Annotated in this window: 15 protein-coding genes; 9 read left to right on the forward strand and 6 right to left on the reverse strand. The window is 64.5% G+C overall.

From position 1 onward, the window contains the following. Positions 1 to 31: 31 nt before the first annotated feature. The 4 genes from DFR51_RS13470 to DFR51_RS13485 are packed head-to-tail and all read right to left on the reverse strand — an operon-like array spanning position 32 to position 4,674. Positions 32 to 604 (reverse strand): HD domain-containing protein, encoded by a 573-nt coding sequence (locus DFR51_RS13470; RefSeq protein WP_197723653.1) that lies wholly within the window; start codon positions 602 to 604, stop codon positions 32 to 34. A 13-nt stretch (positions 605 to 617) separates the two neighbouring features. Beyond that, positions 618 to 2,339, reverse strand: coding sequence for a class I adenylate-forming enzyme family protein (locus DFR51_RS13475; protein ID WP_121052034.1), 1,722 nt, complete (start codon positions 2,337 to 2,339; stop codon positions 618 to 620). A 1-nt stretch (position 2,340) separates the two neighbouring features. Continuing rightward, positions 2,341 to 3,477 carry an acyl-CoA dehydrogenase family protein gene (locus DFR51_RS13480; protein ID WP_121052514.1) on the reverse strand — a complete coding sequence of 379 codons (1,137 nt, stop codon included), beginning with the start codon at positions 3,475 to 3,477 and terminating at the stop codon, positions 2,341 to 2,343. Positions 3,478 to 3,486: 9 nt separating this feature from the next. Next, the gene (locus tag DFR51_RS13485) at positions 3,487 to 4,674 is read right to left on the reverse strand and encodes an acyl-CoA dehydrogenase family protein (RefSeq protein WP_121052036.1); all 1,188 of its coding nucleotides are present in this window, start codon (positions 4,672 to 4,674) and stop codon (positions 3,487 to 3,489) included. A gap of 103 nt (positions 4,675 to 4,777) precedes the next feature. Between DFR51_RS13485 and lgt the strand changes: the two genes are divergently transcribed. From lgt to DFR51_RS13530, 9 genes are all read left to right on the forward strand, one after another. Further along, positions 4,778 to 5,617, forward strand: a complete 840-nt coding sequence (gene lgt, locus DFR51_RS13490; RefSeq protein WP_121052038.1) for a prolipoprotein diacylglyceryl transferase — start codon at positions 4,778 to 4,780, stop codon at positions 5,615 to 5,617. After that, positions 5,614 to 6,624 carry a class I SAM-dependent methyltransferase gene (locus tag DFR51_RS13495; RefSeq protein ID WP_121052039.1) on the forward strand — a complete coding sequence of 337 codons (1,011 nt, stop codon included), beginning with the start codon at positions 5,614 to 5,616 and terminating at the stop codon, positions 6,622 to 6,624. Before lgt ends, DFR51_RS13495 begins: the two co-directional genes overlap by 4 nt. After that, positions 6,621 to 7,145, forward strand: coding sequence for a GNAT family N-acetyltransferase (locus tag DFR51_RS13500; protein ID WP_121052041.1), 525 nt, complete (start codon positions 6,621 to 6,623; stop codon positions 7,143 to 7,145). Before DFR51_RS13495 ends, DFR51_RS13500 begins: the two co-directional genes overlap by 4 nt. Beyond that, positions 7,142 to 7,906 (forward strand): peptidoglycan editing factor PgeF, encoded by a 765-nt coding sequence (pgeF, locus tag DFR51_RS13505; protein WP_121052043.1) that lies wholly within the window; start codon positions 7,142 to 7,144, stop codon positions 7,904 to 7,906. The genes DFR51_RS13500 and pgeF overlap by 4 nt, the downstream gene beginning before the upstream one ends. Positions 7,907 to 8,007: 101 nt before the next feature. Continuing rightward, on the forward strand, positions 8,008 to 8,940 hold the full coding sequence (locus tag DFR51_RS13510; RefSeq protein WP_121052045.1) for a ribose-phosphate pyrophosphokinase: 933 nt from the start codon (positions 8,008 to 8,010) through the stop codon (positions 8,938 to 8,940). Position 8,941: 1 nt separating this feature from the next. Beyond that, positions 8,942 to 9,508, forward strand: a complete 567-nt coding sequence (locus tag DFR51_RS13515; RefSeq protein WP_121052047.1) for a DNA-3-methyladenine glycosylase I — start codon at positions 8,942 to 8,944, stop codon at positions 9,506 to 9,508. A 17-nt stretch (positions 9,509 to 9,525) separates the two neighbouring features. Then, entirely contained in the window at positions 9,526 to 11,316 is a 1,791-nt protein-coding gene (locus DFR51_RS13520; protein ID WP_121052048.1) for an ABCB family ABC transporter ATP-binding protein/permease, read from the forward strand. A gap of 118 nt (positions 11,317 to 11,434) precedes the next feature. Beyond that, on the forward strand, positions 11,435 to 11,920 hold the full coding sequence (locus tag DFR51_RS13525; protein ID WP_121052050.1) for a pyridoxamine 5'-phosphate oxidase family protein: 486 nt from the start codon (positions 11,435 to 11,437) through the stop codon (positions 11,918 to 11,920). A 94-nt stretch (positions 11,921 to 12,014) separates the two neighbouring features. Further along, positions 12,015 to 12,767 (forward strand): polysaccharide deacetylase family protein, encoded by a 753-nt coding sequence (locus DFR51_RS13530; protein ID WP_126494983.1) that lies wholly within the window; start codon positions 12,015 to 12,017, stop codon positions 12,765 to 12,767. A gap of 4 nt (positions 12,768 to 12,771) precedes the next feature. On the opposite strand, the gene DFR51_RS13535 is transcribed toward DFR51_RS13530, so the two are convergent. Together DFR51_RS13535 and DFR51_RS13540 are read right to left on the reverse strand one after the other, a co-directional pair. Next, positions 12,772 to 14,256, reverse strand: coding sequence for a replicative DNA helicase (locus DFR51_RS13535; protein WP_121052516.1), 1,485 nt, complete (start codon positions 14,254 to 14,256; stop codon positions 12,772 to 12,774). 59 nt (positions 14,257 to 14,315) lie between these two features. Further along, positions 14,316 to 16,637, reverse strand: coding sequence for a patatin-like protein (locus DFR51_RS13540; protein WP_121052054.1), 2,322 nt, complete (start codon positions 16,635 to 16,637; stop codon positions 14,316 to 14,318). Positions 16,638 to 16,682: the final 45 nt, after the last annotated feature.

Here is a 16,682-nt window from a genome sequence, read left to right on the forward strand (position 1 = left end):
CGCGGCAGGCGGGGCCTGTCGATGCGGCGTCTCAGATCAATGTGTGCGGGCTCGAAAACACCTTCATCACTTCGGGCTCGAAGCTTTCGAGGCTGTCGACATCGAAGTCGGGATCGAATGCGGGCGCATCCCATTCGTCCACCAGACGGCAGGCAAAGCCGTACCACGGCGCATCCTTGAACTGCATCCGGAGGTCGGTCGGCTTGCCGAGGTGGTTGTAGTAATACTGCCCCTGAAAATGCTGGTGCCAGTAAACCGCGTGATAGATCTTCTCCGAAACATACGGCTTCAGCACTTCCGCTGCGATCGGGCCGTGGTTCGGCACCGACATCACCTTGCCGATGTCATGGCAAAGCGCCGCGACCACCTCTTCGTCGTTCGCGCCCGAACGCCGCGCAAGCGTCGCGGTCATCAGCGCGTGGGTCAGCTGGTCCGCAGCAAACCCCAATGTCATGTCTCCGAGCCGCCGGAGCGTGTCCATGATCTGCATCGGCGCCGCCGCTTTCTGGTGCGCCATGTGCTCGCGCGCGATGATCATCCAGTCATCAAGCGTGCCGTCCTGCATTCGCCGGAACGTCGCCTGCCCCTGCATCATCGTCGCCATGACCTCACTCCTTTCAGGCCGCCTCCGCGCGGTGGATTTCGCGGTAGATTTTACGCAGGCTCACCTTGTCGATCTTCTCCGATCCGAGCCGCGGCAGCGGCTCCGCCGAAACCCAGAGCCGCGCAGGGACCTTGAACGCCGAAAGGTGCTGCCGCGTGAAATCGATGATCGCCTCCGGCTCCGCCTTTTCGCCGGGTTTCAAGTATACCACAGCGCCGACGATCTCGCCGAGCCGGTCGTCGGGAAGGCCGAACACGCTCGCCGCCATCACCGCCGGATGCGCATAGATCGCTGCCTCGACCTCCTGACAGCTGATGTTCTCACCCCCTCGGATGATGATGTCCTTCTTGCGGTCCACGATGAACAGAAAGCCGTCCTCGTCGAGGTAGCCCACGTCGCCGGTGTGGAACCATCCCGCCTTGTCGAAGGCGTCCGCCGTTTCTTTGGGCCGCCGCCAGTAACCGCGCACGTTCGCCGCCGAACGAATACACACCTCGCCCACCGCCTGCGGCGCGAGCGCATTGCCGTCGTCATCAAGGATCGCGATCTCGACAACGGGCTTGGAGGCGCGCCCTGTCGAAGTGGGCCGCGCCAGATATGACTCGCGGAGAATACCGGCGCCCACGCCGTTCGTTTCGGTGAGGCCATAGCCGATCGCGGGCTTGCCCGTCGGGATCGCCTTCGCGAGCCGCTCGACATGCTCCGCCGGGCGCGGCGCGCCGCCCGCCGCCCAGTCCGTCACCGTCGAAATGTCGTACTTGTCGCGTTCCGGATGCGACATGATCTCGTGCGTCATCGTGGGCACGCCGACGAAATAGGTGCACTTTTCCTTGTCGATCAGCCGCAGGGCCTCTCCGGCGTCCCAGCGGTGCATCATGATGAACTTGCGCCCGATCGCGATCGAAACCAGCATCAGCGGTACGAGACCGGTGACGTGGAACAGCGGCACGGAGAGCAGCATGATCTGCTGCGGCGGCACATAGGCGCCGGAGGCTTCAGAGAGCTTGAGCAGCGCAAGGCCCTGAACCAGGTAGGAAAAGGCCCCGTGCACGACGCCGCGATGCGTCGACACCGCGCCCTTCGGGAAGCCCGTGGAGCCGGACGTGTAGAGAATGCTGACATCGTCGTCGGGCCCGAGCGGCGGCAGATACCACGTATCCGTCGGGCCGCTTTCAAGAAGATCGTCGAGCAGGTCCGCCCCATGCTCGGCCGCGACACCATGGCTGGTACGAACGGCAACCACCGGCACCGACATGCCCTCGATGGCGCCGAGCCGGCGCAGCCGTTCCTCGTCTGCGATCACCAGCCGCGTGCCGCTGTCCGCAAGCCCATAGGCAAGCTCTTCCGGCTGCCACCACGCATTCATCGGCACGACCACGGCGCCCAGATGCACAAGGCCGATGTAGGCCATGATCCATTCAGGATAGTTGCGCATGGCGATCGCCACGCGATCCCCCTTGGAAATGCCGTAACTGTGCTGCATCACCGCGGCGATACGCAGCGCCTTCGCATAAACCTCGGCAAAGGTCAGGCGCTCCTCGCCATAGACCAGGAATTCGCGCGCGGCGTTATGGTTGAAGAAGAACTGGAAGAATTCGCGCATCGTCGGCGGCGCGTTCTTGAAGAGCTTCAGCGGGACACCCCGCACTGTCTTCTCGATCACCTCCAGCTGGGTGCCCGGCGCCGTGATCGCCGCGATAGCCTTGTCCTGCGCCTTGTCGAGTTCGGTCAGCATTTCAATACCCTAACATGCGGGCGAGACGATCGCCATGAAACGACAGGTCGCCGAAGCTGGCTTCGGCGGCGCGGGCGCGCTTCATGAAGAAGCCGATGTCGTATTCGTCGGTCATGCCGATGCCGCCGTGCATCTGCACGCCCTCATTCGTCGCAAGCCGCGCCACTGCGCCCGCCTTCGCCTTGGCAAGGCTTGCGTAGAGCGGCGCATCCTTATCGCCGGCATCCAGCGCCTGCGCGGCCTTCAGCGTCGCCGATTTCGCAAGCTCGATCTCGCAGTAGAGCTGCGCGGCGCGGTGCTGGAGCGCTTGGAAGCTGCCGATCTTGCGGCCGAACTGCTCGCGTTCTTTCAGGTAGCCGACCGTCATCGAGAAGCTCTGCACCGAAACGCCCACCATCTCGGCGGCAAGGCAGGTGCGTCCGGCATCGAGCACGCGGTCGAGAATCGTCGCGCCTTCGCCGACCGTGCCGATCACGTCTGCGCCGTCCACCTGTACGCCGTCGAAACGGATATCGGCCGCGTTGCGGCTATCAACCATGGTGGTGCGTTTTACTGCAACGCCCGCGGCCTTCGGATCGACGAGGAACAAGGTGATGCCATCGCGGTCCCCATCCTCACCCGACGTCCGCGCTGCGACGATCAGCCGGTCCGCGATATGCCCGTCCAGCACGAAGCTCTTGGTGCCGGTGATGCGAAAGCCGTTGCCCGCAGCCTCGGCGCGCGTGCGGACAAGGTGCGGCGCATGGCGCGAAGCCTCGTCACTCGCCAGCGCCAGCAGCAGGTCGCCCGCCGCGAGCTTCGGCAGCAGCGCGGCCTGCTGGTCCTCGTTCGCACCGGCGAGCGCCGTCGCGCCGAGCACGGCGGTCGACAGGAACGGCGACAGCGACAGGTTCCGTCCCACGGCTTCCTGGATGAGGTTCGCCGCGACGAGGCCGAGCCCGCTGCCGCCATGCACCTCGGGCACGAGAACGCCCGCGAAGCCCATCTCGGCCATTTTCTTCCACAGGTCGGCGGAAAAACCTGTCGCATCCTGCGTATCGCGCAGACGGCGGAGTTCCGATACGGGCGCTTCGGTCGCGAAGAAGCCATCGGCGGCTTCTCGGATCATCGCCTGTTCGTCAGTAAGAACAAGTGCCATCGTCACCCCTCAAGCATCGGGCAGCGCGAGCACGCGCTTGGCGATGATGCCGAGCTGCACCTCCGCCGTGCCGCCCTCGATCGAATTGGCGCGCGAACGCAGCCACGCCTTTGCCATGTCGCCGTCGTGCGCGCCCTCGCCGTCCCACAGCAGACCGTCGCTGCCGAACACGCTCATCAGCAGTTCCTGCCGGGACTTGTTCAGTTCGGAGCCGACATGCTTCAGCATCGATGACAAATGTCCGATGTCCTGCCCGGCCTTCGCCTCGTCCTTCACGCGCTCCATGGTGAGCGCGAAGCAGAGCGTATCCATGTCATGCCGCGCGAGATCGACGCGCAGCCCTTCGTCCGCCAGCGTACCGTCGGCGCGCGTGCCGACGCGCTTCTTGGCGATCTGCGCCGCCGTGTCACGGCCTCCCGTGCCGAAATCGGCACCGATCGAGCTGCGCTCGTGGGTGAGCAAATACTTGGCGATCGACCAGCCCTTGCCACGCTCGCCGACAAGGTTTTCCTTCGGCACGCGCACGTTATCGAAAAAGGTCTGGCAGAACGGCGAATAGCCGCTGATCAGCTTGATCGGCGAGGTCGAGACACCCTCGGACGCCATGTCGAACAGGAGGAAACTGATCCCTTCATGCTTCGAGGCATCGGGCTCGGTACGGACCAGGCAGAAGATCCAGTCGGCCTGATCGGCATAGCTCGTCCAGATCTTGGAGCCGTTCACCAGCCAGTGATCGCCCTTGTCTTCGGCCTTCGTTTTCAGCGAAGCGAGATCGGAGCCTGCGCCCGGTTCCGAATAGCCCTGGCACCAGCGAATTTCGCCGCGCGCGATTTTCGGGAGATGCTCGGCTTTCTGCGCCTCATTTCCGTATTTCAGCAATGCCGGCCCCAGCATCCAGATGCCGAACGAGCTGAGCGGCGGACGGGCGTGTATGCGGCGCATTTCTTCCGCAAGCACCTTGGCTTCCTCGGCGGAAAGTCCGCCGCCTCCATAGTCCTTCGGCCATTCCGGCACCGTCCAGCCGCGCGCCGCCATGCGCTCCAGCCAGAGCCGCTGCGCATCGTTCTTGAATCGGACGTTGCGCCCGCCCCAGCAGACGTCTGCTTCTTCCAGAACCCGTTCACGCATCTCGGCGGGACAGTTCGCCTCCAGCCACGCGCGTGTCTCGCCGCGAAACGCTTCCAGCGGCTCGGCCATAGGCCAAAACCCTCCCCGCATCCGATTGCCTTATGCTCTCCCGGCACTATGGTGCGCGGCGTCCACAGGGGCAATCCCGTCGTTTTTGAGGGCAGACAGCCGTATGTTCGCAATCGAGGCCGCGCTTACTTATCCCAGCATCGATCCGGTCTGGTTCCGTATTCCCCTGCCCTTCACCGAAACGAGCCTGCCGATCCGGTGGTACAGCCTCGCCTATATCGGCGGCATCATCGTCGCGTGGTGGTATCTGCTGAAGATGCTCGCGAAACCCGGTGCACCGATGGCCCGCCGCCATGCCGACGATCTCGTCACGTGGGTGACGCTCGGCATCATCCTCGGCGGGCGCGTCGGCTATGTGCTGTTTTACGATTTCGCGCGCTTCTTTGGTCCCGAAGGCCATGTCTCCGACGTGTTCAAGCTCTGGGAAGGCGGCATGTCGTTCCACGGCGGCGCGGCGGGCGTTTCGATCGCGCTCCTCCTCTACACATGGCAGCAGAAGCTGAGCTGGCTGCGCGTCCACGATTACATCGCCTGCACCATCCCGTTCGGCCTGTTCTTCGGGCGCATCGCCAACTTCATCAACGGAGAGCTCTGGGGCCGCGCGACGGACGTGCCGTGGGCGATGAAATTCCCCACCGGCGGCGATGTGCTGCGCCACCCGAGCCAGCTTTACGAGGCGGGGCTTGAAGGCATCGTGCTGTTCGCGATCCTCTGGTATCTCTTCTGGAAAACCGATGCGCGCTACAAGCCCGGTCTCCTCGTCGGCACGTTCATGCTCGGCTACGGCGTGTTCCGCTTCGTCGTCGAATATTTCCGCGAGCCCGATGCCCAGCTCGGCACGCTCTCCTGGGGCCTCACCATGGGGCAGACGCTTTCCACCACGATGATCGTGGCCGGTGCCTACTTCGTCGCGACCGCCGGAAAGCGCGCGCTCGCGAAATGACCCCGCTGGGGAGGAAGCTCGCCGCCGAGATCGAAGCGCGCGGCCCGATCGGCGTGGACCGCTACATGGCGGAATGCGTCGCGGCCTATTACGCCGGGCGGGATCCGTTCGGGCGCGGCGGCGACTTCACCACGGCCCCGGAAATCAGCCAGATGTTCGGAGAGATCATCGGCCTCTGGATGGCGGACCTCTGGGACCGCGCAGGGCGGCCTGCCCGCGTGAACCTCGTCGAGCTCGGCCCCGGGCGCGGCACGCTGATGGCGGACCTGCTCCGCGCCGCCCGCGCGCTCCCCGCTTTCGCTGAAGCGATCCGCGTCCATTTCGTGGAAACGAGCCCCGCCCTCCGCGCCGCGCAGGCACAGCGCGTCCCGTCCGCCGCGTGGCACAACGATCTGGCGGACGTGCCGCAAGGCGCGCCGCTGCTCGTCATCGCCAACGAGTTCTTCGACGCCCTCCCCATCCGGCAGGAGGCGCGCGTGGATGGCGAATGGCAAGAACGGCGCATCGGCGTTTCGGAGGATGCCTTCGTCTTTACGCCCGAAGGCGATGCAATCCGCGAAATCGCGCCCGCGCGCGTTGATTATGCTCGCGCCCTCGCCGCCCGGATCGCCGCGGAAGGTGGTGCCGCACTCCTTATCGACTACGGCTATGAAGGCCCCGCCGAGGGCGATTCCCTGCAGGCGCTTGCATCCCATGCGGCCGCCGATCCGCTTGCAGCGCCAGGCGAGCATGACCTCACCGCGCATGTGGATTTCACGGCGCTTGCCGAGACAGCGCGCGCGGCAGGCGTCCATGTTTCGCCGCTTGCACTGCAGGGCCCCTTCCTGGTCGCGCTCGGCATCGAAGCCCGCGCCGAGCGTCTCTCGCGCAGCCTCGACCCGGAAGCCCGCCATGCTATAGCGGGCGCGATGCGGCGGCTCACCCTGCCGCAGACGATGGGGAGTCTGTTCAAGGTGCTTGCGTTCACACACAAGGATTGGCCCGAGCCAGCAGGCTTCGGCACATGAGCGACATCGTTTTCCGCACGCCGACAGCCGCCGACCTTCCCGCACTTTGCGAACTCGGCCGCCAAACGTTCATCGAGACGTTCGGCCACCTTTACGCAAAGCACGATCTCGACCACTTCCTCGTCACCGTATTCGGCCCCGAGGGAATGCCGGTGGAGTTCGCGGACCCGGCCTACGCGTTTCGTATCGCCGAAGCCGACGGGAGGATGGTCGCCTATTGCAAGGTCGGTCCGCCCTACCTCCCCGTGGACGACGACGGCCGCACCAAGTGCGAGCTTCGGCAGCTTTACATCCTGAAGGCGTGGCACGGGCGCGGCATCGCGCAGCCGATGATGGCCTGGGCGCTCGAATGGGCGAACATGGGCGGCTGGCAGGATATGTATCTCACCGTCTGGTCCGAAAACTACCGGGCGCAGAAGGTCTACGAGAACTACGGCTTCGAGAAGGTCGGCGACCACCGCTTCATGGTGGGCGAACAGGCCGATCACGATTTCATCTATCGCAAGGTGCTGCGTCCATGAGCGTTCCCGTCCTTCATACCTCCGCGCTCGATGGCCTCCCCCACGGCTTCCTCGGGCGCCGGGGCGGCGTTTCCGAAGGCATCGTGGCGGGGCTCAACGTCGGGCTCGGGTCGCAGGACGACCGAACTGCCATCGCCGAAAACCGCCGCCGTGCGGTGGAGGCCGTGCTGCCGGGCGCGAAGCTCGTGACGCTGCATCAGGTCCACAGCCCGGACACCATCGCCGTGACCGCGCCATACCCGGATGATGCCCGCCCGCACGCCGATGCGCTGGCGACCGCGACGCCGGGCCTGCTGCTCGGTATCCTCACGGCGGACTGCGCGCCCGTGCTGCTGGCAGACCGCGAGGCCGGCGTCGTCGGCGCGGCACATGCGGGCTGGAAGGGCGCGCTCGGCGGCGTCACCGACAGCGTCATCGCGGAGATGGAGAAACTCGGCGCCCGTCGCGACCGCATCGCCGCCGCCGTAGGCCCCTGCATCGCGCGCACCTCCTATGAAGTCGATGAGGGCTTCTTCCGCCGCTTCTGCGAGGCGGACCCGGAAAACGAGCGTTTCTTCCTCGATGGACGCGCCGGACACCATCAGTTCGACCTCGAAGCCTATGTGGGGGCACGGCTCGCGGCGGCAGGCATCGGACGCGTCGAACTGCTCGGCGAGGATACATATGCGAACCCGGAGGCCTACTTCAGCTTCCGCCGCGCGACGCACCGGGGAGAGGCCGATTACGGGCGTCAGATCGCGCTGATCGGGCTTCCTGCCTAACCGCCGCTGCAACACAGATGTCATAGGCGTTGCTCACGCCGCCTGCGGCAGCTAGTGAACCGACCGACTCGTCACCGCCACAAAACAGGGATTCGCGCGCCATGAAGCTGCTTGCGGGCAACAGCAACCTTCAGCTTGCGGGCGATATCGCCCGTTACCTCGACATGCCGCTGACGCAGGCGAGCGTTCGCCGCTTCGCGGATGAAGAGGTGTTCGTTGAAATCCACGAGAATGTGCGCGGCGAGGATGTCTTCGTCGTCCAGTCCACGGCCTTCCCGGCCAACGACAATCTGATGGAGCTCCTCATCTGCATCGACGCGCTGAAGCGCGCGAGCGCCAAGCGCATCACCGCAGTCGTACCCTATTTCGGTTATGCGCGGCAGGATCGGAAACCCGGCCCGCGCACGCCCATCTCCGCGAAGCTCGTCGCCAACCTCATCACCGTCGCGGGCGCCAATCGCGTGCTTTCGGTCGACCTGCACGCCGGGCAGATCCAGGGCTTCTTCGACATCCCGACGGACAACCTCTACGCCGCCCCGGTGATGAGCGATGACATCCTCGCCCGTTACGGCTCTGAGAACATGATGGTCGTCTCGCCCGACGTCGGCGGCGTGGTGCGCGCCCGCGCGCTCGCCAAGCGCCTCGACAACGCGCCGCTCGCCATCGTCGACAAGCGCCGCGAGCGCGCCGGCGAATCCGAAGTCATGAACATCATCGGCGACGTCGAAGGCCGCTTCTGCATCCTCGTCGACGACATCGTCGATTCGGCGGGCACGCTCTGCAACGCCGCTGCCGCGCTCCGTGCCGCAGGTGCCAAGGCCGTTGTCGCTTACTGCACGCACGGCGTGCTCTCGGGCGGCGCGGTCGCGCGTGTCGAGGGCTCGGAGCTGATGGAGCTGGTCATCACCGACTCGATCTCACGCCCGGAGATCGCCAACGCGAAAAAGCTGCGCCAGCTCACCATCGCCCCGCTGCTCGGCGAGGCTGTCCGCCGCATCGCCGACGAATCCTCGGTTTCCAGCCTGTTCGACTAGGATGAGCGCGCGCGTCCGCTGTTTCGGCAACAGTCCCGGCAAGGAATTCTACGCCGCGTACCACGACGATGAGTGGGGCGTGCCTGTCCACGACGACCGCAAGCTGTTCGAGATGCTCATCCTCGAAGGCGCGCAGGCCGGGCTCAGCTGGGAAACCGTTCTGAAAAAGCGCGATGGCTACCGCGCCGCCTTCCACGGCTTCGACCCCGTCCGCGTCGCCGCGATGACCGATGCCGAGCTGGAAACGGTGCTCGCCACCGGCAACATCGTCCGCAACCGCCTGAAGGTCTGGTCGGCCCGCCGAAACGCCGCCGTGTTCCTTGATATGCAGCGCGAGCATGGCAGCTTCGATGCTTGGCTCTGGGCTTTCGTGAGCGGAAAACCCCTCGTGAACCGCCCCAAGAGCTTCAAGGACGTCCCCGCCTCCACCCCGCTCAGCGACGCCATTTCAAAGGCGCTCAAGAAGGCGGGCATGAACTTCGTCGGCTCGACGATCATCTACGCGTACATGCAGGCGGTCGGCCTTGTGGACGATCATGTCAGCACCTGCTGGAAGGCGCCGGCCTGAACCCCTATCTACAGGGCATGACGACCACCTCGCAGCAGCATCCACTGCGCCGCTTCCTCCCTTACCTGTGGCCCGCCGACAAGCCGGGCCTCAAGGTGCGCGTCGTCGCCGCGCTCATCCTCGTACTCATCGCCAAAGCGACGATGCTGATCATGCCCTTTGCCTACAAGGGCGTGATCGATTCGATGGCGACGCCCACGAACCAGGGCTTCCTGCTCGGCGTCGGGCTTGTGTTCGCCTATGCGGCGGCGCGGTTCGGCGGCGTGCTGTTCGACAATGTGCGCAATGTCATCTTCGAGCGTGTGGGCCAGGTCGCGGGCGCCGATCTCGCGTCCGAAGTTTTCGCGCGCATCCACGAACTCTCCCTGCGCTTTCACCTCGAACGCCGCACCGGCGCGCTCACACGCATCATCGAGCGCGGCACCAAGAGCGTCGACACGATGCTCTACTTCCTCGCCTTCAACATCGCCCCGACGATCATCGAACTCGTCGCCGTGTGCGTGATCTTTCAGATCAAGATGGGCTTCGAGATTGTCGCGGCGACGCTCGTCATCGTCGCGCTATATATCTGGTTCACGCGGCGCGTGACGGAATGGCGGAGCGAACTTCGCCGCCGCATGGTCGATACGGACAACCGCACCACGCAGCGCGCGGTGGATTCGCTCCTCAACTACGAAACCGTGAAATACTACAGCGCGGAAACACTGGAGCGGGACCGCTATCGCCAGTCGCTCACCGCCTATGCGAACGCCGCGATCAAGAGCGAGAACTCGCTTGCCGCACTCAACATCGGCCAATCGCTGATCACCAACATCATGATGGCCGGCGCGATGGCCTACACGGTTTGGGGCTGGAGTGAGGGCAAGTTCACGGTGGGCGACGTCGTGCTCGTCAATACGCTGCTCATGCAGCTTTTCCGCCCGCTGGATATGCTCGGATGGGTTTACCGCGAAATCAAGCAGGGCCTCATCGACATGGAAGCGATGTTCGGCCTGCTCGATACCGAAGCCGAGATCGCCGACAGACCGGGCGCGCTGCCGCTTGCCGTAAATGCGGGAGAGGTGCGATTTGACGGCGTCGATTTCGGCTATGATCCAGAACGGCAGATCCTGCACGGCGTCAGCTTCGCAATTCCCGCAGGCAACACGGTCGCTGTCGTCGGAGAATCGGGTGCGGGCAAATCCACACTCAGCCGCATCCTTTATCGCTTCTACGACATTCAGGCGGGCCGCGTAACGATTGACGGGCAGGATATCCGCACGGTGACGCAGGCAAGCGTCCGCGCTGCCATTGGCATCGTTCCGCAGGATACCGTGCTGTTCAACGACACCATTGGCTACAACATCGGCTATGGCCGTGCCGGCGCGACGCAGGCCGAGATCGAGGCCGCCGCACGGCGGGCGCAGATACACGATTTCATCGTCTCGCTGCCGCAGGGCTACGATACGGTAGTGGGCGAGCGTGGGCTGAAGCTTTCGGGCGGCGAGAAGCAGCGTGTCGCCATCGCGCGCACGATCCTGAAAGACCCGCCGATCCTGATCCTCGACGAAGCGACGAGCGCTCTCGACAGCCGCACCGAATCCGCGATTCAGGATGCACTGTCGGACGTCTCGGCGCGGCGCACGACACTTGTCATCGCGCACCGCCTTTCAACCATCGTCGATGCCGACGAAATCCTCGTGATGGACAAGGGCCGGATCGCCGAACGCGGTCGCCATGAAGACCTGCTCGCCAAAGGCGGTCTTTATGCCGAAATGTGGACGCGCCAGCAGGATACCGAAGACGAGACGGCCGAAGCAGCCGAATAAAGCCTGAACCGCGCATCCCGGCCCTCGCAAATAGCGATCCGCCCGCATCGGGGCGGCATGTCCGGAACCTCAGCCCCACATGCCCGTTCCCCTTCGATACCCGACGGAGGAACGCAAAATGGCAAACGAAGCCGAAATGGAAGCCAAATTCTGGAAGGCTCTGAAATCAGACCGCACGATGATGATCGGCCTGAATGGCGTGGAGCAGGGCCACACACGCCCGATGACCGCACTGTTCGAAGACGACCGAAGCCCGATCTGGTTTTTCGCTGCGCGCGACAATGCGCTGGTTCAGGCACTTGATGCCGAACACCGCGCGATCGCCTCGTTTGCAGCAAAGCACCATGATCTGTTTGCAACCGTTCACGGCACACTTTGGCTCGACAACGATCAATCCGTGATCGATCGGCTCTGGAACCCCTTCATTGCCGCTTGGTACGAAGGCGGAAAAACCGATCCCAAACTCGCCCTCCTGCGGCTGGATACGGATTATGCGGAAATCTGGCTTAACGAGAACAGCCTGTTCGCCGGCATAAAGCTGATGTTCGGCGTCGATCCGAAAGAGGAATACAAGGATAAGGTCGCGGAGGTTAAGCTGAATTAGCAACGGCAATTGTCGCGTGGGCATCCGGTCTGTAAATTGCAGTTCGATCGGCTTGGAGAATGCAATGCTCACGCGCAATGCCGCAATTGTTCTGGTGTCCCTCGCGTTCGCCGGATGCGACGCCCCGAAGGCTGAAAAAGCCGATGCGGCTTCAGCGCAGCCGAAGGCCGCCGCTCTCGGGACAGACACCTCGATTCCCGCAAGCGACCTCCTCGTGAAACGCGAAACGGCGGAACTCGATTTCCTGTGGCGCGCACCGCCAGAGCTTGCCGAAGCGCCGACGCTGTTCGAAACGCTTCGGGCGCAGGCGCTGGCGAGCGCGGAAGAGATGCATGCGGGCGCGGTGGAGGATATGAAGCTTCGCCCCGCAGACGCTCCCAGGATATCTCATTTCTTCGTGCAGGACTGGACTGTCGCGGCCGATACACCGGCGCTGCTCAACATCAGCTCCGAAATCTCGATGTATACGGGCGGTGCGCATCCCAATCATGGGTTCGCGGTGAAATATTGGGACAAGACCGAACGACGCGAAATCAGTTTCAGCGATCTCTTCACCGATTGGACCGCTGCCGAGAAATTGCTCACCCCCGCCTACTGTACGGCGCTCGATGCCGAGCGCGTCTCGCGGCGCGGTGCAATCGAAAATGGCATGTTCGATGATTGTCCGCCGATCAGCGATCAGCCGGTGGCGCTGGCGTCATGGCCGGGGCAGGACATCTCGGGCTTCCGCGTGCTGCTCGGGCCCTACGTGGCGGGGCCATATGCCGAGGGCGATTTCCAGATCGAAGTGCCGCTGACGGATGCACTCCGCGCGCTCGTGAAGCCTCAATATCTGAAGGCGAAATAGCGGCCTATTCGTAATCGCGTTCGGGAAGATGCGCGTCGTCGGCGAGATCGCTGAAGCGCGTATGCACTGCCTCGAAATGCAGGTCGACGATGCCGGTGGAACCGTGGCGCTGCTTCGCCACGATCACCTCTGCGCGGCCGCGGATGGCGATGCCGCGCTCCATCCACTTCTCGAACTTCTCCGTGCCGTCCTCGGGCTTCTTCTGGGCGTGATAATATTCGTCGCGGTACACGAACAGAACGATGTCGGCGTCCTGCTCGATGGTGCCGGATTCGCGAAGGTCGGCGAGCTGAGGCCGTTTGTCCTCGCGCTGCTCCACCGCACGTGAGAGCTGCGATAGCGCGATCACCGGTACGTTCAGTTCCTTGGCCAGCGTTTTCAGGCCGCGCGTGATTTCAGAGATTTCGTTCACGCGGTTGTCGTTCGACTGTCGGCTGCTGCCTTGCAGAAGCTGCAGGTAGTCGACCACGATGAGCCCCACACCCTTCTGCCGCTTCAGCCGCCGCGCGCGCGAACGCATCGCCGCGATCGTGAGACCGGGCGTATCGTCGATGTAGAGCGGCAGATCCTGAAGCGCTGCAGACGCGCGCACGAGATCGCGGAACTGCGCCTGATTGATCTTGCCCATGCGCAGGTCTTCGGAGCTGATGCGCGCCTGCTCGGCAAGGATACGTGTCGCCAGCTGATCCGCCGACATTTCGAGGCTGAAGAACGCCACCCCGGCGCCGCTCGTCTTGTCGATCTGGTCGGCACGATCCTTCATCAGGCGTTCGGCGGCCGAGAAGGCGATGTTGGTGGCAAGCGCGGTCTTGCCCATCGCGGGACGCCCGGCGAGGATGATGAGGTCGGAGCGATGAAGTCCGCCGATCTTGGTGTTGAGCGCGTTGAGACCCGTGGTGATGCCCGAAAGATGCCCGCCGGACTGCTTGGCGCGCTCGGCCATCTGCACCGCGAGCGTCGCGGACTGGGCGAAGCTCTTCACCGAGTTGGAGACCTCGCCTTCCTCGGCAACCTTGTAGAGCGCAAGTTCGGCCTGCTGAATCTGATCGTGCGGGTTCACGTCCTGCGACGTGTCCGATGCAGAGACGACCATCTCGCGCCCGACGCGCACGAGTTCGCGCAGCAGGGCGAGGTCGTAGATCTGCGCTGCGAAGTCCTTCGCGGCGATCAGGGCAGCGGACTGTTCGGTGAGCTGCGCGAGATAGGCCGGCCCGCCCAGTTCCGAAAGTGCCGGATGATCGGCGAACATCGGCCGCAGCGTCACCGGCGTCGCAAGCATCGCGCGGTCCACGAGCTTCAGGATCGCGCCGTAAATCTCGCCGTGAACCGGTTCGAAGAAATGCTCGGGCCGCAGCTTCAGCTGCACGTCCTCGGCGAGCCGATTGTCGATCATCATGGCGCCGAGCAGCGCCGCCTCCGCATCGAGGTTGTGCGGGAGAGTCGGCGAGTCAGCGGCAGGAGCAGGTACGGCGCGGAGCGGTGTCAGCATGGGCGCACTATACATCGCTTTGCGTGGCGCGCTCTGTGGAAATGCTGGGGATAAACTTTTTACCCGATTTCCTTGCGCAGTTCCTCGATCAGGTCGGGCACAGCCGTAAGCCGTGCCTCCTCGGCGTCGAGAATGGCGTGAAAGGCGCGTTTCTTGATGCCGGTCACGAAGCCGGCGTCGAGGCGTTTGCCTTCAGGCAGCGCCGACACGACGATGTCGATCACCCGGTCGACCCCGTGCAGGCGGCCCCACAGATAGTCGTTTTCGCGGTAAGCGCGGCTAAAGAACGCGCCGAAGCTGTTGAATTTGATACCCTTCAGCGTCGCGAGCGCGCCGCCTTCGCGGATGGCGCGCGCGTCGTCGGGCGAGATGCGGTCAACCTTGATCTCGTCGAACTCGTCGAGTCCCTCCCCCTGCAACAGCGGGAAGGTGGCGATGTCGTAGAACGGAAAACCGAGATAGGCCTTGAGAAGCTGGGCGCGGAGGTCCGGCGCGATACAGTCCGTGATGATGGCGGCGAGCCGTGCGTCGCCGAGCGCATCGAAATCGGTAAGGCCGAGCGCCTCGCCGTACGCCTCGATCACCGCTACAGCGTCTTCGTGCGCAAAGGCGGCGGGATCACGCACCCACGGCCCATAAAAGGCGAGCCGGCGCCGATCGAGATAGGGTGCGAGCAGTTCGTAAAGCGAGGCCTTGAGCACCTCCACCTTCTGGAGCTCTTCCGGACCGCCCGCATCGCCCCACTCGTTGACACGGCGGACGATGAACCGCAGCCGCCGAACGCGAAAGCCAAGGTCGTAACGGCGCAGGAACTGAACGAAGAGGTCGGCGTCGACATCCTTCGGCCGCGTCGTTTTCGTCACGCGGTCCATGCCGCTGCGCCGGATGTGCCGCCAGACCTCCTTGCGAACACGCTCGGCAGCATCGCGTTCGTGCGTCCCAAGGTCGGCGAACAGCCGCGCCATCTCCTCGACGATCTGGCTGAGCTTCAGGTGGGCGTACGACGGATAGGTAAAACCTGCGCGCAGCACCGCCTCGGCATTTGCCTGCGCGCGCCACTGCTGAAGCTTGGCGGGTGTGATCTTTGCGCGCAGCTGACGGCGACCGATGGCGTCCTCGATCGCTTCGTCGACAGTGGCGCGTATGCCCTCGACGACGTGGGTGAGGCGGCGCACGCGTGAAGACAGGCCAGCGAGGTGATCGAGATCGTCGCGGATCGGCTGCTCGCGCGGAATGTCGGAGAGCGAGCGCAGGATCGTCGAAAAGAAGCCTGGGGGCTTCGAAGCGTCCATGCGCGTGCCGATGCTGCGGATGCCCGGCTTGGGATCGATATAAACGAAGCGCCGGTCGATCTCGCGGTGCGCCGGCCGCTGGCGAAGCGCTGCAATCGCGGGCGCGAAGGGCGCGTTGTTGAGGATGCTGCCGTCGAGCAGCACGGCATTCGTCGGATCGAGGCCGCTCGTTGCGCGGTGTGGAAACACGCGCGACAGAAAAGAGGAGCGTTCCGGCCACGGCTTCCCGTCCTTCGCGAGCACGCGGTCGAGCTCGCTCGGCTGGAACGGCGGGAAGGCGCCCGGGAACGAGGCCGTCGCCCGCGCCGCGAAGGTAAGCGAGGGAATATCCGCAAGCCGCCGCTCCGCCCCGCGCTCGCTCGAATCGCGGAAGTTGATGAGTTTCCGGTGCTCAACCTCCATCACCTCCTCCGGGCTGTGGAGGCGCAAGCGCTCGGGATAGCCGTGATAGTCGGTGACGGTGACGAACAGGTCGAGCGGCTGGCCGGGCGGCAGCAGCGGCGAGGCCGCCTTCGTCTCCCCCATCGCCTCGAACGCGCCCATCAGCAGCTCGGTGAAGTGCTCGCCCGAGAACGGCGGCTCGAACCAGCGCGAGCGGATGAAGCGCGAAACCTTGATGCGCAGTTCCTCGCGCGCGCCCTTCTCCACGATCTCGTCGAGCGGATCGATCTGCCCGCGTGCCATCCAGAGCAGCGGCCGCGCGTAGAACTTGCTCCAGCGCGATTTCGGCACCGCCGCGGGATCGAGCAGCTCATCCGCATCCGCCTTGTCGAGCCAGAGGTCGGCGAGCGGCGCGAGGCTTTGCCCGGTCGAGATCGCCTGCGCGAGGAAGATGCCGTTGATGCCGCCTGCCGACGCGCCCGCAACAATATCCACCAGAACGCGCAGACGGACATGCTGCCCGATCGCGTCGAGGAGGTCGTGATAGACGGGTTCGGTGTCGCCGCCCGGCAGCTCCGGATCGGCATCGTGCCAGCTGCGGCTCGCGCGGAGCAGCTTCCAGATCTCCTGCGTAATGCCGTGCATATAAACGGCAAGGCTGATGCCGCCGTAGCACACGAGCGCCAGCCGAAGCTCTTTTTCACGCATGCGGCGACCATATCGGCCCGGACTCGCCCTGTCGACCGTGAGGGT

The organism is Sphingosinicella microcystinivorans (genome assembly GCF_003634215.1).
GTDB classification, from domain to species: Bacteria; Pseudomonadota; Alphaproteobacteria; order Sphingomonadales; family Sphingomonadaceae; genus Sphingosinicella; species Sphingosinicella microcystinivorans.

Bases quoted from the DNA above. Each gene is read 5' to 3' on its own strand.
- DFR51_RS13470 (WP_197723653.1), bottom strand. From the start codon at position 604: ATGGCGACGATGATGCAGGGGCAGGCGACGTTCCGGCGAATGCAGGAC.
- DFR51_RS13475 (WP_121052034.1), bottom strand. From the start codon at position 2,339: ATGCTGACCGAACTCGACAAGGCGCAGGACAAGGCTATCGCGGCGATC.
- DFR51_RS13480 (WP_121052514.1), bottom strand. From the start codon at position 3,477: ATGGCACTTGTTCTTACTGACGAACAGGCGATGATCCGAGAAGCCGCC.
- DFR51_RS13485 (WP_121052036.1), bottom strand. From the start codon at position 4,674: ATGGCCGAGCCGCTGGAAGCGTTTCGCGGCGAGACACGCGCGTGGCTG.
- lgt (WP_121052038.1), top strand. From the start codon at position 4,778: ATGTTCGCAATCGAGGCCGCGCTTACTTATCCCAGCATCGATCCGGTC.
- DFR51_RS13495 (WP_121052039.1), top strand. From the start codon at position 5,614: ATGACCCCGCTGGGGAGGAAGCTCGCCGCCGAGATCGAAGCGCGCGGC.
- DFR51_RS13500 (WP_121052041.1), top strand. From the start codon at position 6,621: ATGAGCGACATCGTTTTCCGCACGCCGACAGCCGCCGACCTTCCCGCA.
- pgeF (WP_121052043.1), top strand. From the start codon at position 7,142: ATGAGCGTTCCCGTCCTTCATACCTCCGCGCTCGATGGCCTCCCCCAC.
- DFR51_RS13510 (WP_121052045.1), top strand. From the start codon at position 8,008: ATGAAGCTGCTTGCGGGCAACAGCAACCTTCAGCTTGCGGGCGATATC.
- DFR51_RS13515 (WP_121052047.1), top strand. From the start codon at position 8,942: ATGAGCGCGCGCGTCCGCTGTTTCGGCAACAGTCCCGGCAAGGAATTC.
- DFR51_RS13520 (WP_121052048.1), top strand. From the start codon at position 9,526: ATGACGACCACCTCGCAGCAGCATCCACTGCGCCGCTTCCTCCCTTAC.
- DFR51_RS13525 (WP_121052050.1), top strand. From the start codon at position 11,435: ATGGCAAACGAAGCCGAAATGGAAGCCAAATTCTGGAAGGCTCTGAAA.
- DFR51_RS13535 (WP_121052516.1), bottom strand. From the start codon at position 14,256: ATGCTGACACCGCTCCGCGCCGTACCTGCTCCTGCCGCTGACTCGCCG.
- DFR51_RS13540 (WP_121052054.1), bottom strand. From the start codon at position 16,637: ATGCGTGAAAAAGAGCTTCGGCTGGCGCTCGTGTGCTACGGCGGCATC.